At 61.7% G+C, this 16,200-nt stretch carries 6 protein-coding genes; 1 reads left to right on the top strand and 5 read right to left on the bottom strand.

Features of this window, described 5'->3' with window-relative positions; genetic code table 11:
• Nucleotides 1-126: 126 nt before the first annotated feature.
• Nucleotides 127-609 (top strand): hypothetical protein, encoded by a 483-nt coding sequence (locus tag JIN84_RS15500; protein WP_200351951.1) that lies wholly within the window; start codon nucleotides 127-129, stop codon nucleotides 607-609.
• 41 nt (nucleotides 610-650) lie between these two features.
• Here the strand turns inward: JIN84_RS15500 and JIN84_RS15495 are convergent, their stop codons facing one another.
• The 5 genes from JIN84_RS15495 to JIN84_RS15475 all read right to left on the bottom strand — a co-directional run bounded on the left by JIN84_RS15495 (nucleotide 651) and on the right by JIN84_RS15475 (nucleotide 16,058).
• Nucleotides 651-1,079 carry a YchJ family protein gene (locus tag JIN84_RS15495; protein ID WP_200351950.1) on the bottom strand — a complete coding sequence of 143 codons (429 nt, stop codon included), beginning with the start codon at nucleotides 1,077-1,079 and terminating at the stop codon, nucleotides 651-653.
• A 53-nt stretch (nucleotides 1,080-1,132) separates the two neighbouring features.
• Complete coding sequence (locus tag JIN84_RS15490) at nucleotides 1,133-1,975, bottom strand: LysM peptidoglycan-binding domain-containing protein (protein ID WP_200351949.1); 843 nt, start codon at nucleotides 1,973-1,975, stop codon at nucleotides 1,133-1,135.
• A gap of 11 nt (nucleotides 1,976-1,986) precedes the next feature.
• Nucleotides 1,987-6,972 (bottom strand): autotransporter outer membrane beta-barrel domain-containing protein, encoded by a 4,986-nt coding sequence (locus JIN84_RS15485; RefSeq protein ID WP_200351948.1) that lies wholly within the window; start codon nucleotides 6,970-6,972, stop codon nucleotides 1,987-1,989.
• Nucleotides 6,973-7,616: 644 nt separating this feature from the next.
• The gene (locus tag JIN84_RS15480) at nucleotides 7,617-9,743 is read right to left on the bottom strand and encodes a response regulator (protein ID WP_200351947.1); all 2,127 of its coding nucleotides are present in this window, start codon (nucleotides 9,741-9,743) and stop codon (nucleotides 7,617-7,619) included.
• 30 nt (nucleotides 9,744-9,773) lie between these two features.
• The gene (locus tag JIN84_RS15475; protein WP_200351946.1) at nucleotides 9,774-16,058 is read right to left on the bottom strand and encodes a HAMP domain-containing protein; all 6,285 of its coding nucleotides are present in this window, start codon (nucleotides 16,056-16,058) and stop codon (nucleotides 9,774-9,776) included.
• Nucleotides 16,059-16,200: the final 142 nt, after the last annotated feature.

Genomic DNA, 16,200 nt, shown 5'->3' with positions numbered 1-16,200 from the left:
ATCATGCGGCAACGCACCGGCAAGGTCATTTTTTGAAGACCAGATCGCGCTTTTTCCCTTAGAAAACAAGGCTCCGCGTTTAAACGGCCACTTCGGCATTCCAACTGCAATATGGATGCCATTCGTATGAATGCGTCTCTTGCCTCAGATCCAACCATCCCTTCCGCGCATGATCTCTTCCCCTCGAGCCAGGCCTTCCTCTGGCTTCCCGGTTTCGCGGGTGAGGAGCGTGCCTACTGCACTTACAACGAATTCCGCGACACTCCTTTGTCCGTGAATCAACGCAGGTTCCACCTGCTGCCGGAACAGGATGACAATGGCGCACCCTACGTCCCGCCGTTTCCCGTGAGCCGGGAAACGCACATCTGCTGGCACACCAATGTGAGGCCGCCCTATCCCTATCATCCGGTCCCCTTGGCTAGATCCCTTTCCCCGGAGGAATTCGCGGACCTGGGGCGCAAGGTGACCGAACTCGCAGGCGAGAACCCCGCCGCTTACCCCGACCCGGTGGCCGTGTTGCGGAACCAGAACAAGACCTACATTCTCGCCGCGTTGGCCGGAATGGGGCTGCTTTCCGACCGCACCGTGGCGTTCCACCGGGTGGCATGATGCCCTGTCAGGGCATGGACCTGTCGGACAAATGATGGCTATCACCCCTTGCCATCAAGATATTTCCACACACCCTTGTGGCGCTTGAAGCGGGACCGTTCATGAAGCTCGTGGGGTTGCCCGTCCTCAAAATATTCGGCGACGAACTCCACCTTCCCAACCTTGTCGTCCGGCCCGCCCTTGGAAGAGCTGAGGATGGTGAGGAACCGCCAGTTCGGTTCATGGATGGCCTCTTCCAGACGTGTTTTCAAATCCTTTTCCCTCGTATCCGGATGATGGGAGGAAACAAGATAATCGACCAAACGGAAGAAGAACGCGCTGTAGCGCGAACGCATGAGCTGCTCGGCGGTGTCCGGTTTCGCCCGGCCGAGGTGGAACGGCAGGCAGCAGTTGGCGTAGGTTTCCCGGCTTTTACAGGGACACAGTGAGGACTCTCTGGGTCCTGCCGGACGTTCGGTGGCTTCGTTCATGGACCGGAGTGTGTGGAACACCCGGACGGAATCAATGGAAATGACTTCCACCCTCACCTCTCCGTCGTGGAGAGCTGCAATCTCTGCCCGATCCTCAGGACGTCGGACTTCAGGTGGTTGATCGCCTTCAACTCCGCCACCGAAACCTTCCGGCTTTTTGCGATTTTCCCCAAGGTGTCTCCCTGCCGGACGATGTGGACGGAGTTTCTCGAAACCGCCGGGGCCGAAACCGGGGCCGGAGGGATATCCGAAGCGGCATCGTTCTTGACCGGACCTTCAGTGACAGGCGTGGCCACGGGCGCATCTCGAACCGCTGTCTCCGCGGCGGTTCCAATGTCGGGAGCGGTGGCAGAGGATGACAGGGGAGTGGCTTCCGGCGGTGATGGGTCTGGGATGGTTTCCGGGTCGGGGTTCTGTTGTGGTTCCCCGACGATCCGGTCCTGATCTCCGACAGATGTTTTCGGTTTCAGCCAAACGATCTGATGAACGGACTTTCCCGTTTGGTCGGCGAAGACCTGGGTGTCCTGGCGGAAAAAGCCGTTTGCCAAAAGATTCATCTCACACTTGAACAACTCCTCTTCATCGATTCCCCAGAACACCGCCCACTGTTCGTATTGCGCCCCGCCGAACGGCATGACCACCGCGCGGTATTCCAGACGGCCGGAACGGTTCCGCCCCTCGACATGGGCGAAGTATTGATCGGAAGGACTGGTGTTTTGGAAATGCTGCAGTTCGGCACGACTCATCCATGGGGTGAAATCCCCTTCATTCCACTGGGAATCAAGTGAAGGGAGGACGGCCTCCGGTGCGACCATCGCAGTGGTTTCCCGGTCTTTTTCACACGAGGTGAGCAAACAGACCGCTCCGGCGAAAAAAAGGGGGAGGGAGTATTTCATTTCGAAATGGTTCAGAACTTCCAGTCCAGTCCGACGCGATAGGTGTTTTCTTGGAAACTTTCCGAAAAACTCCCGAGATAGGAAGTTCCGACGGTCATGGAATCGTTGAGCTTCACGCCCACTCCGGCATCGATCGTTCCCATATCCCTGTCGATGGAGGCACCCCTGATGTTGAACGGAGTGCCACCGATGAACGAGTTGCTCACAGCCCCTCCCTCATCACCGAAGTTGTGCAGCCAACCGGCGCTGGCGTGGAACCACGCGGGAAGGGTCCGCAGCTCGAAATCCTGACGGAAACGAAGGCCCAGGGTGGTGTTGATCTGATCCCCACCCATGCCCCCGCCGCTGAGGGCGGTGACTCCGCCGCTCTCGCGGTAATCGTCTCCATCCACGGATGTATACCCCAGACCGAGGAACGGCTCGATGGAGCTTCTCCGCGCGAGGGTCATCTGATAGGCGACCTCCGCGAAAATCTGGGCGGTATCCACATCATAGTCCGCCGTGAGCGTTTCATTGAGATTTCCCACCGAGACATGGCGCTCGGAATCCACCCCGCTGCGTGTGTAGGCACCGCCGATGAAGAAGCTCACCACATCTTCGGCGACCTCCCATGACTTGCCGAGAGTGAGACCCAGCGTGTTGTTCGTGACATCCGCGCTGGAGTTGCGGCCGTTCACACTGATATCCGCTCCGGAATATCCATAAGCTCCTCCCGCTTCCCAACCACCGCCCAGCATCGCGTTGCCTCCCACGAAAATACCCGCGAGGTTCTGATCCGTGGCGGCGGCGTTGCCGTCACTCTTGAGCGAAAGCTCGTCCCCCACCGCCTCGGCCCAGAAATCGAACTGGGTTTGCCGGAAGGAGGAAGCGGATCCGCCGGCGGAAGATTTGCTGTCTCCATAATCGGCGACATAGGATTTTCTCACGCCGCTTTCGCGAGAATCGCGGACGGTGTCCCGGATGTTGTCAGCGAGGATTCCACGGGTGACCCGTTCCGACGCCAGAAACACGGACCCCACATCCGCATGGATTTCTCCGGAAAGCTGGTCGAGGGAATCTCCGATGTTCGCCTCACCGGCGAGGATGATGTTCCGATAGATCGCCCCATCCCGGGGAAGTCCGTCCAAGGCGACGGCGGTCGAGTGCTGGTTGTGGGTCCGGCCGGATATCACACCGAACTTGATGTCATTCCGGATCAGGTCGATGACCGCGGTATTGGAATTGTAGGTCGCCACGACATCGATGTTCGCATAATTGTCCGTGATCGTGCTGAATGTGCCGGTCACGCCGCCCGCCGCATCGACGATGACATGGGAGGTCCGCCAGGCGCTGTTGTCGACGGCGTTGACGTGGATGGCCCCTGCCAATGTCGCGGTGCCGCCGACGACCAGCCTGTCTGTTTCCAAGGTCGTCTGGTTGACATCGACCACCAGCGTTCCATTGACTCCTTGGACGTAGTCGCCGCCGATGGACATCCTGCCGATGCTGCCCGCGGGGAATCCCGCGGAGATGGTGCCGTTGTTGGCGAGATCTCCGTTGATTTTACCATAGCCGCCGAAGGTTCCGCCATGGTCGATGGAAACGCTTCCTCCGAGGAAGGCGTTCTTGCTGCCGATGGAATCCCCGAGGATGAAGGTGCCATCGCTGATCTTCGTCAAGCCGGTGTAGGTGTTGATCCCATTGAGGACCAGGGTGCCATCGCCGTATTTCGTCAGCCCTCCGGTGCCGGTGATGGATTGGCTGAGGGTGAAGGTATGCGAAGGATTGGCAATATCGAGACCCGCCCCTCCATCCGCCAGTGTGATCGTGCGACCGGTGGTGTCATAGGTGGTTCCGGTGATCCGCAGCGTGCCACCGTCAAAGGTCAGTCCACCCGCGGCATCGCCGAGATTCCCTTCCTCGGAAACCGACAGGATGCCTCCGGCGAGTTTCCAAGGAGTGACCTCGCCGGTCGTTCCGGTGAGCGTCCAAGTGCTGTCTCCCGTTTTTTCGAACTGGCTGAAATTGACGAATTGGTCGCCGATTTTTGAAATGTCGAAAGTATCGTTGATATCTCCGCCGAGGGCGAGTGTGTCTCCTCCAACGCCGCTCGCGGCACCGACCGCCGCAGGACCGGCATTCAATCCGGAACCGGTTTGAGAGGCGACCACCTTGCCGTTGATGAAAGAGACGGCGTGAATTTCCAAACGGTTCCCTCCTCCCGTGAATTCAATCGCATTCGCCCGGGTCAGGCCGTCGGCTGAAAGCCCGCCCGAAATGGTGCCGTCGTTGATGACGGTGGTGTTTCCGTTGGCGACGATACCCACACCGCCGAGACCGGTTCCGCCCGCCGTGCCGGATGCTCCGTTCGTTCCGGCAGCCCCCGCGTTTCCCGCAGTTCCGGATTGTCCGTTGGCGCCGTCGAGCCCCTTGGTACCGACGGCTCCGTTGCTACCCGAGCCGCCCGCCAGGCCTGTGGTTCCCGCACTGGCGGTCGCGCCCGCGAGTCCGTCGGCTCCGCTGTTTCCGGAAACACCTTGGCTACCCGCCATACCGGCCAGGCCATCCGCACCTTTGACTCCGTTGGCTCCATTCGTGCCTGACGTTCCATTGGTTCCCGCGGTACCGGCGTTGCCGGTTCCCCCTGAAATTCCATGACCGCCTTGAGTGCCTGCGGTTCCGCTCGTGCCGTTGGTTCCCGCCACTCCGTCCACGCCATCTTCCCCATCCTCTCCGGGATCATCTCCCGCTCCTCCCTTGCCTCCGGTTCCCGCGAGACCGCCCTTGCCTCCGGATCCGCCAGCACTGGTTCCTCCGGTGCCACCAAGGCCTCCGGCACCGCCACCGCCTGCGTTTCCTCCCGTGCCGCCGGTACCTCCGGTGCCCCCGGAACCGCCGGTTCCCCCGGAACCGCCCGTCCCCGCGAGACCGCCGCCGCCGCCGAGCCCTCCGGCTCCGCCCAGCCCACCGGAACCCGAACTTCCCGCGCTTCCTCCCAGACCACCGACGCCGCCGGCACCCGCGGTTCCTCCTATTCCACCCGCGCCTCCGGCTCCGAGAGCTCCGCCGATGCCACCCGCACCGCCAGCCCCCGCCTTGCCAGCCAAGCCACCACCCGCACCAAGTCCTGCGACACCACCGATGCCACCGGAGATCGTTCCGAAATTCCGCAATGTCGCCCCTTTGTCCAGAGCAACTCCCACGCCGCCATTCCCGCCATTCCCGCCATTTCCTCCGGCACCACCGTTGCCCGCGTCGCCTCCCGAGGCACCGTTTCCGGCGCGACCACCGATACCGCCCGCTCCGCCGGAGCCTCCGTTGGCCCCGCTGCCGCCGTTACCGCCATTCGCACCGTTTCCTCCGTTCCCGGCATTTCCGCCGTGACCGCCGATTCCTCCCGTTCCTCCGATGCCGCCGGCACCACCGATTCCGCCCTGGCCACCGATGCCTCCCGTTCCGCCCAAGCCGCCATTGCCCGCGTCCCCTCCCTTGCCGCCGTTGCCGCCAGTCCCGCCGACGCCTCCGGCACCACCGTTGCCAGCGACGCCACCTTTTCCGCCGTTACCCCCATTTCCACCATTTCCGCCGCTCGCACCATCCACACCACTTCCTCCTGATCCGGGGACCGCGTCATCGCCCGCATCACCACTCTTGCCGTTTCCTCCATTCCCCCCGTGTCCGCCAATGCTGTCACCTCCGGCACCGCCCACGCCACCCGTTCCTCCGGTGCCGCCGTTTCCGCCCGCGCTGCCGTTTCCGCCGGCTCCGCCGCCGCCGCCAGTACCGCCGGTGCCACCATCGCCGCCGGCTCCTCCGATTCCTCCGACCCCGCCCGTTCCTCCGGTGCCGCCATTTCCGCCGTTCCCCCCTGTGCCGCCATTACCACCCGCCTCGCCAGCCGAACCATTGCCGCCGGTTCCACCGACACCGCCGGTGCCGCCAACACCTCCGGCACCACCCGCACCTCCAGCTCCGCCGTCGCCACCGGCACCGCCGGTACCACCATTCGCGCCGACGGATCCCGCACCGCCGACAATGGCACCCTGATTTGTTAAAACCGCATTTTTACCAACCAAGTAGCCAGCTCCGCCGTTTCCTCCATTCCCGCCATCCGCGCCCTTGGTTCCGGCGCTGCCAGCGGCCCCCTTCGTTCCGTCGGCCCCGGCAAGGCCGTTCGCCCCGGCGGTCCCATCGGCTCCGACAAGTCCACCCGCGCCGTCGGCACCCCGAACGCCATTGCCGCCAGCGGCTCCGTTCTCACCCGCTTCACCGGCGCTTCCCGTGCCGCCTGTGGAACCGGTCACTCCGGTTCCGCCAACCGATCCGGCAAATCCCGTGCCACCGAGCGAACCTCCCGTGCCCGCATTCCCGACCAATCCGTCCGTCCCACCGGATCCGGATCCACCCGCCGCACCGTTTCCTCCAGTGGCGGCCAAACCACCGTTGGTCCCCTTCGTACCGTTCGGACCATTCGCTCCGGTCAGACCGTTCGCTCCCACAGCTGACAGACCGGCGGTTCCCGTCGTTCCCACGGAGCCGTTGGTTCCATGCCCTGTGACACCGAGCGACGCTCCATCCAATCCAACGACACCTGTGGTACCGGTCGTCCCGGTCGCACCGCTCTCGCCCTTGGTCCCGGCCGAACCCGCCGTGCCCGTGGCTCCGGCGCTTCCATTCTTCCCGGTGGTGCCATTCGCACCGTTCTGCGCTTGGGAAATGGTGACGCCGTTTGCTCCCGTCGTGCCATTGCTCCCATTCGCTCCCGCCGCACCATCATTTCCTTTCGCCCCGGCTCCTCCAATACCGCCGGCCAGCCCCGAAACTCCGGTATTGCCAGCTCCTCCCACTCCACCGGTCACGACTCCGGCATTCAGCCCGGTCTGTCCTTGAGCCAACACATTTCCAGAAGTTCCGGCGGAGCCATTCTGGGCCATGCCGGTCGGCATGAGACAGCCTCCGCCGATGGTTAAGGCTGATAAAATATTGGCGGCGAATATGTTGTGTCGATAAAGTTTCATGGGGAGGTGAAAACGTTGGAGAACTCGGAAAGACATCCGGACCGTGCCGGTGTCATGCGGACAGGAAAATCGGGAAAGAGAGAGGGAGAGTGAAGTGATCTGGGGGAGAAACGGACAAGGAGACTTAAAATCTTGTCTTAGTTGAATTTCAGCGTTTCCTAAATTCTCACGAAACTCAAGCATTTTTGTTAGAAATCTGTTAGAACTCAAATAAAAACCTGCTTAATTTGCAGGATTTTTGCGCAATTTTTTTAGGAATGACTGACATCATCGTGCAAAAAGCCCGCTTCTCGATTTCTTTCAAAAAACTAAAAATAAATGCCTTATGAAAACATCCTGTCTCCAAGTCCGGATTCCACCAACCGATCCCACCGCACCGCCCGGTCAGGGTGATGGAGACGGATTCATCCCTCCTCCTTCTATCCAAAAACAGGGATTCCAATCCTCAGGACCATTACCCACACCGCCTTTTTTTAGTCCGATCCATGGGACCTGATGAACAGGTCCGGCCCTGCTGGCAACGGAAAAGCTCAGGTAGTTATCTCCGGGTATCCAGTCGCAGGGAAAACTTCGTGATTCCGCGTCAAAAGGTCCTCCGGATCCTCATCATCCCCCACAATCCTCGCATCAAGACAGCCGATCTCTCACTCACAGGCGGCCAGATTGGCGGAAATCTCCCGCAGCAACGCATCCAGACGACCCACCTGCACCGGTTTCACCAGATGGTGGCTGAAACCGTTTTCCTTGCTAGCCTGGATGTCATGATCCATTCCGAAGCCGCTGAGCGCGATACCAATGGTGCCGTAACGGCTGGCCACCACCTGCAGCACCTCCTTCGCCTCGCCATCCGGCAGGCCGAGATCGCTGAGGAGGACGTCGAATTCCTCTTCGTTGGCGATTTCAACGGCGGAGCGCACGTTCATGGCGGAAACCACGGAATAGCCGCGCAACTTCAACAACATGGTGAGGGTTTCGTTCGTGTCGGCATGATCCTCCACCAGCAGCACGCGCAGCGGAGTCACGGATCCCTGAGACGGTGAGGCCGAAGCCGGGTCCTTTTCCGTAGGAGCCGCCACGATGGGGAAACTCACCGAGAAGGTGGAACCCGTTCCCGGGCCCCCGCTTGTCACGGAAATCTCGCCCTCGTGAATATCCACGAGCGAGCTGGTGATAGTCAGTCCCAGACCCAGCCCCCCATAACGGCCGTTTTCCCCCTGCTCGAAGGGTTTGAAAATCCGCTCGATGAGCTCGCTTTCCATACCGATTCCGGTATCGCTGATCTGGATGTGGAAACGTCCGTCCTGGTTGTGGGTTTGGACGGAAATGCCACCCTGGTGGGTGAACTTCATCGCATTCCGGATGAGGTTCCAGAAAATCTGCTGCATCCTCGCCGGATCCCCCTCGACATGGGAATCCTCCGCCTGCAGGCGCAAGGTGAGGGAGAGCGACTTGGAAGCAATGTCCGGCCGGCAGATCTCCACCGCGTTTTCCAACAGGGACTGGGCGTCCACGGTTTCGATGTTGAGATGGATCTTGCCGCTGCCCACCCGTGTCAGATCCAGCAGGTCATCGATGAGCCGTGATTCCAGCTCCACGTTCCGCCGCATGACCTGGAGCGCCTGCCTCACCTGTGGCTGGACGGATTCGTCCGCCTCCAGATTGAGAATGGAAGTGATGACGGGCGTCAGAGGCGTGCGGAGCTCATGGCTGAGCATCGCGAGGAAGCGGTCCTTCGCCCGGTTCGCGGCTTCAGCTTCCTCCTTGGCGCGGTGCGCGGCCAGATAGAGCGACGCGTTGTCGAGAGCGAAGGCGATCCGCTGGGCGAGCACGGTGGCGAGGGAGATTTCAGCAGGGGAATACGAGGCATCATCCCCGGTCCGGACCATAGTGATGGACCCGATGATGTTGTCCCGGGCCATGATCGGGAGTGCGATGTAGGCGCGTGGCGCGAGCTCCTTCACCGCGTTCCGGTAAACACCCGCAAAAAGCGAGTCGATCATTCCCTCGTCCAGATCGTTCTGATATTCGAGCTGGCGCGACTCGATGACGCGCAGGGCGGCGTGGAGGGTCTCGCCCCGTTTCGGATATTCCAGGTCAAGCAGGAGCCGTTCCTTTTCGGGATCGCGATGCGCCGCGGCGATCTGTTTCAGTTCGCCGTCCTCATCCAACTGGTTGACGATGCAGAAATGTCCCAGCCGTGGAACCACGAGCCGGGCGAGGTTTTCCAAAGTGACCTGCATGTCCAGCGAACCAGCCAGGACGATGCCCGCCTCCGCGAGGAAGGCGAAGCGTTCCTGCCCGGCCTCCGCCTCCAGGCGTGCCGCCTGCTCCTGCAGGAACTTCGCGTGCTCCTCCGCCTGGTGCTTCACCTGCTCGGTCTTGCGGAAGAGATCCACGAACACGGCGATCTTCGCCCTCAGGATCTCCGGCACGACCGGGGTGAGGATGTAGTCCACGGCTCCGAGCGAGTAGCCGCGCGATACGTGGGTTTCCGCGTCGTTCACCGCGCTGATGAAGATGATGGGCGTGGTTTCCGAGCGCTGGCGCTTGCGGATCAGTGCGGCGGTCTCGAAGCCGTCCATGATCGGCATGTTCACATCCAGCAGGATCACCGCGAAATCCCTCTTCAGGATTTCCCGCAGCGCCTCGTTCCCGGATCTCACACAGACAAGATTCTCCTCCCACTGGCCCAACATCGACCTGAGGGCGAGCAGCTTGTCCGGGCGGTCGTCCACCACCAGGATGCGGACCTTGTCTGAGAATTCTTCCATGAATGATGCGGAGGTGAATGTCCGGGATATTCAGCGGAAAAGCCAGGTCCGCAACAACAAGAGGAGACGGTCCGTGTCCACGGGCTTGGAAATGTAGTCGGAGGCTCCGGCCTCGATGCATTTCTCGCGGTCGCCCTTCATGGCCTTCGCCGTGAGGGCGATGATCGGAAGTTCCTTGAATCCATAGAGATTCCGGATGGCGCTCATGATCTCGTAGCCGTCCATTTCCGGCATCATGATGTCCATGAGCACCACGTCGATGTCCTCCACCTCCTGCAGGATCTCCAGCGCGTGCTGGCCGCGCTCCGCGGAGAGGATCACCATCTTCTGGCGTTCCAGCAGGCTGGTCATCGCGAAGATGTTGCGGATGTCGTCATCCACGATGAGCACCTTCTTCCCTTCCAGAAGCGAGTTCGGGTCATTCAGGCGCTGGATGATCTCGCGCCCGGCGGCGGGGAGTTGCGAAACCTCGCGGTGGAGCCAGAGCGCGACCTGGTCGTAGAGACGGTCCGGGCTGCGAACGTCCTTGACGATGATGGTCTGCGCCATGTGGTTGAGACGCCGTTCCTCCTCCGCATCGAGAACCTTCGCCGTGTAAACGATGATGGAAAGCTGCGGGTAGAGCTTGCGGACCTGCTCGATGAGATCGAAACCGGAAACGTCGGGCAGGAGGAGGTCGATGACAACACAGTCGAACCGCTGGTCGGCGAGGGCTTCCAGCGCCTGCTCGCCGGTCTCCACCAGCGTGAGCTTGGCGGTGCCGTTTCCGATGAGTTCGCGGATCTGGTCACGCTGGAGTTCGTCGTCCTCCACCACCAGGAGCGTCCCGTGCGGAGTCTTTTGGAAATCCCGGATGCGTTCGAACACGGAGACGATCTCGTCCTGTTCCAGCGGCTTGTGATAGTAGGAAAACGCTCCCTGCTTGAGGGCGTTTTCGGGTTCCCTGTCCGCGGATACCACGAGCACGGGAATGTGGCGGGTGGCCAGATCGCTCTTCAGACGGTTCAGCACGCGCCAGCCGCTGACATCCGGCAGGGTGACATCCAGGGTGATGCCGATGGGGCTGAACTCGCGGGCATAGGCGAGCGCCTTGTAGCCGCGGGATGTCACGATACCCTTCAGTCCCTGCGCGCGGGCCGTGTCCAGCAGCAGCTGCGCGAAAGGAAGATCATCCTCCACGATCAGCACCACGCTGTCTCCGGGGGTGAGGTTCTGGCGGTCGTCGGAGAAGGTGGTTTCCTGAACGGTGTGATCGTTGCGCAGGTCTTCGTCCGAGATCTGCCCGAGGAGGTTCCGCTGGGCGTTGATGGACTCGTCCGTCGCGCCCGCCGGACGGTAGGGCAGGTAGAGAGTGAACGAACTCCCCTTGCCCTCCTGGCTTTCCACACGGATCTCCCCACCCAGCAGACGGGAAAGCTCGCGGCTGATGGCGAGGCCGAGGCCGGTGCCGCCATAGCGGCGGCTGGTGCTGCCGTCCGCCTGCTGGAAGGCTTCGAAAATGACCATCTGCTTGTCCTCCGGGATTCCGATCCCCGAGTCCGTGATGGTGAAAGCCAGCACCTGGGAAGCCCCCGAGAGCAGCGTGCGATCCGTGCTCCAGCCGGAATTCACCGCGGCGACCTTGAAGGTGACGCGGCCACGGTCCGTGAACTTGAGCGCATTCGAAACGAGGTTCTTGAGAACCTGGTCGAGCCGCTGTTCGTCCGTGAAAATCGTGTCCGGCAGGTTGGCGGCGACGTCGAAGATGAAATCGATCCCCTTCTCCTGCGCGACGTGGCGGAAGGTGCGGTCGATGTTTTCGTAGAGATCCTTCAATTTCACCTCCGCCACGGAAACCGTGAAGTTTCCGGACTCGATCTTCGAGAGGTCGAGGATGTCATTGATGAGGCGCAGCAGGTCGCGGCCGGAGCCGAGGATGGTGCGGGCGAACTCGACCTGCTTGGGCGTGAGGTTTCCTTCGTAGTTCGAGCCGAGCTGGTCCGCCAGGATGAGCAGGCTGTTGAGCGGCGTGCGGAGCTCGTGCGACATGTTCGCGAGGAACTCGGACTTGTAGCGGGAGGTGAGGGAGAGCTGCTTCGCTTTTCCTTCCAACGCCATCCGCGCCTGTTCCACCTCGCTGTTCTTGCGTTCCACCTCGGCGTTTTGTTCCGCGAGCTGGGCGGCTTTCTCCTGAAGCTCCTCGTTGGTCTGTTCCAGCTCCTCCTGACGGCTCTGCAGTTCGCCGGCGAGGGACTGCGACTGCTTGAGAAGATCCTCCGTAAGCGTGCTGGCCTTGATGGTGTTGAGCACGATGCCGATACTCTCCGCGAGCTGGCCGAGGAACGCCTCGTGCGTGGCGCTGAACCGCTCGAACGACGCCAGCTCGATGACGGCCTTGACGTTTCCTTCGAAAACGATCGGCAGCACCATTATGTTGAGCGGCGGGGCCTGCCCCAGACCGGAGCTGATATGAATGTAGTCGCTCGGGACGTTCGTCAGCAGGATCGGCTGCTTTTCCAGCGCGGCCTGGCCGACAAGGCTTTCTCCCAATTGGTAGCGGTTGCTGACGTTCTTCCGCTCGCTGTAGGCGTAGCTGGCGAGCAGGCGGAGCTCGGGTTCGCTCGCCTCGCTGTCCATGATGTAGAAGATCCCGTGCTGGGCGGAAACGACCGGCGCGAGTTCCGAAAGGATGAGCTGGCCGACGGTGAGGAAATCCTTCTGGCCCTGGAGCATCCGGGTGAACTTCGCGAGGTTGGTTTTCAGCCAGTCCTGCTCCTCGTTCCGCGAGGTCGTGTCCTTCAGGTTGCGGATCATCTCGTTGATGTTGTCCTTTACGAAGGCGACCTCGCCGCTGGCGGCGACCTGGATACTCTGGGTGAGATCACCCTTCGTCACCGCCGTCGCCACATCCGCGATGGCACGGAGCTGGGTCGTGAGATTCGCGGCGAGCTGGTTCACGTTGTCGGTGAGGTCCAGCCAGGTTCCGGAGGCACCCGGCACGTGTGCCTGGCCTCCGAGTTTTCCTTCCACACCCACTTCGCGCGCCACGCTGGTGACCTGCTCGGCGAAGGTGGCGAGCGTGCTGGTCATGCTGTTGATGGTGTCCGCGAGCTCGGCGATCTCGCCCTTCGCCTCCACCATGAGTTTCTGGTTCAGCTCGCCTTTCGCGACCGCGGTAACGACCTTGGCCACGCTTCGCACCTGGTTGGTGAGGTTGCCCGCCATCGAGTTCACGGAGTCGGTGAGGTCCTTCCACGTTCCCGCCACGCCTTTCACCTCGGCCTGTCCGCCGAGTTTCCCTTCGGTGCCCACCTCGCGGGCCACCCGGGTCACTTCCGATGCGAAGGAGTTGAGCTGGTCCACCATGGTGTTGACCGTGTCCTTGAGTTCGAGGATCTCGCCTTTGACATCCACGGTGATTTTCTTGGAAAGGTCGCCATTGGCAACCGCAGTGGTCACCGCCGCGATGTTCCGCACCTGGGTGGTGAGGTTCGAGGCCATGAAGTTCACGGAGTCGGTGAGGTCCTTCCACGTTCCCGAGACGCCTTCCACCCGCGCCTGACCGCCGAGAGCCCCTTCCGAGCCCACCTCGCGGGCCACCCGCGTCACTTCCGATGCGAATGACCGGAGCTGGTCCACCATGGTGTTGATGGTGTCCTTGAGTTCGAGAATTTCCCCGCGCACGTCCACCGTGATCTTCTTGGAAAGGTTTCCGGCGGCGACCGCCTTTGTGACGTTCGCGATGTTACGCACCTGGTCGGTGAGGTTGCCCGCCATCGAGTTCACGGAGTCCGTCAGGTCCTTCCACGTTCCCGCCACGCCCTTCACCTCGGCCTGGCCGCCGAGGTTTCCTTCGGTGCCCACCTCGCGGGCCACCCGGGTGACTTCCGCCGCGAACGATCCGAGCTGGTCCACCATGGTGTTGATGGTGTTCTTCAGCTCGAGGATCTCGCCTTTGACATCCACGGTGATCTTCTTGGAAAGGTCGCCACGGGCCACCGCCGTGGTCACGTCCGCGATGTTCCGCACCTGGTTGGTGAGGTTGCCCGCCATCGAGTTCACGGAGTCCGTCAGATCCTTCCACGTTCCCGCCACGTCGCGCACTTCTGCCTGGCCGCCGAGTTTTCCTTCGGTTCCCACCTCGCGGGCCACCCGCGTCACTTCCGATGCGAAGGAGTTGAGCTGATCCACCATGGTGTTCACCGTGTCCTTGAGCTGGAGAATCTCGCCACGGACAAGCACGGTGACTTTCTTGGAAAGGTCGCCGTTCGCCACCGCCGTCGTCACGTCCGCGATGTTCCGCACCTGGTCGGTGAGGTTGCCCGCCATCGAGTTAACGGAGTCCGTCAGGTCCTTCCACGTTCCCGCCACACCGGACACCTCGGCCTGACCGCCGAGTTTTCCTTCGGTTCCCACCTCGCGGGCCACCCGCGTCACTTCCGATGCGAACGATCCGAGCTGGTCCACCATGGTGTTGATGGTATTCTTCAGTTCGAGGATCTCACCTTTGACATCCACGGTGATCTTCTTGGAAAGGTCGCCACGGGCCACCGCCGTGGTCACCTCGGCGATGTTCCGCACCTGTGCGGTGAGGTTGCCTCCCATGAAGTTCACGGAGTCGGTGAGGTCCTTCCACGTTCCCGCGACGCCGCGCACGTCCGCCTGGCCGCCGAGCTTTCCTTCCGATCCCACCTCGCGGGCCACCCGCGTCACTTCGTCCGCGAACGAGCTGAGCTGGTCCACCATGGTGTTGATGGTGTTTTTCATCTGAAGGATCTCGCCCTTCACATCCACGGTGATCTTCTTGGAAAGGTCGCCTTTCGCGATGGCGGTGGTCACGTCCGCGATGTTCCGCACCTGGTCGGTGAGGTTGCCCGCCATCATGTTCACGTTGTCGGTGAGGTCCTTCCACGTTCCTGCCACACCGGACACTTCCGCCTGGCCGCCGAGTTTTCCCTCGGTGCCCACCTCGCGGGCCACCCGGGTCACTTCCGACGCGAACGACCGGAGCTGGTCCACCATGGTGTTGATGGTGTCCTTCAGTTCGAGGATCTCGCCCTTCACATCCACGGTGATCTTCTTGGAAAGGTCGCCGTTCGCAACGGCGGTGGTCACGTTCGCGATGTTCCGCACCTGCGCGGTGAGGTTGCCCGCCATGGAATTCACGGAATCGGTGAGGTCCTTCCACGTTCCCGCCACACCGGACACCTTCGCCTGGCCTCCGAGTTTTCCTTCGGTTCCCACCTCGCGGGCCACCCGCGTCACTTCCGATGCGAACGATCCGAGCTGGTCCACCATGGTGTTGATGGTGTTCTTCAGCTCGAGGATCTCGCCTTTGACGTCCACGGTGATCTTCTTGGACAGGTCGCCATTGGCAACCGCAGTGGTCACCGCGGCGATGTTCCGCACCTGCGAGGTGAGGTTGCCCGCCATCGAGTTCACGGAATCGGTGAGGTCCTTCCACGTTCCGGAAACCCCTTCCACCCGCGCCTGTCCGCCGAGCGCCCCCTCGGTTCCCACCTCGCGGGCCACCCGGGTCACTTCCGATGCGAACGAGCGGAGCTGGCCGACCATGGTGTTGACCGTGTCCTTCAGTTCGAGGAATTCCCCGCGGACATCGACGGTGATCTTCTTGGTCAGGTCTCCGTTCGCCACCGCCGTCGTGACGGTCGCGATGTTCCGCACCTGTGCGGTCAGGTTTCCAGCCATGAGGTTCACGTTGTCGGTGAGGTCCTTCCACGTTCCCGCCACTCCCTTCACCTTCGCCTGTCCGCCGAGTTTACCCTCGGTGCCCACCTCGCGGGCCACCCGCGTCACTTCCGATGCGAATCCGCCAAGTTGTTCGACCATCGTGTTCACCGTGCGGGCGGTGCGGAGGAATTCCCCCTTGAGCGGACGACCGTCGATCTCTGTGGAAATGGTTTGGGACAAGTCCCCTTTCGCGACCGCGCCGATGACGCGGGCCATCTCGCTGGTCGGCTGGACGAGGTTCGCCACAAGGCTGTTCACCGAGCCGATGGCGGCGCTCCACGACCCCTGGACCTCGCCCAAGGAAGCCCGCTGGCCGATCCGGCCATCCACACCGACGACCTCGCCGATGCGGGCCAGTTCGTTCGCCATCTCCTGGTTGCGGGTGATGACCTCGTTGAACGTATCCGCGACCTTTCCGGCCACACCGGTCCAGTCTTCGGGCAGACGGACGGTGAAATCTCCGCGTTTGAACGAAGTGAGGGCTGCGAGAAGAACCTTGTAATCCCCTTCCTCCTGCAGCTCCGCAACAGGGGCGGCCACTGATGGAGAACGACGTGGGGAAGATGAAGATGCGGTTTTTTTCATGATTTTTTCACCCAAAATTTCATTGAAGCTACCGGGATCCACTTCAACGTCAAGGGTGAGGGCCGCAATCTTCGGTGACGACAGCTTCAGAAAATTCCTCTTTCTCTTCTTCACAATGCTCAGGAAACCTCCCCATCAGGTG

It is taken from the genome of Luteolibacter yonseiensis (assembly GCF_016595465.1).
Classification (GTDB): domain Bacteria; phylum Verrucomicrobiota; class Verrucomicrobiia; order Verrucomicrobiales; family Akkermansiaceae; genus Luteolibacter; species Luteolibacter yonseiensis.
Note: the sequence above shows the minus strand (reverse complement) of the source record. Positions and strands in the feature narration are given on the sequence as shown.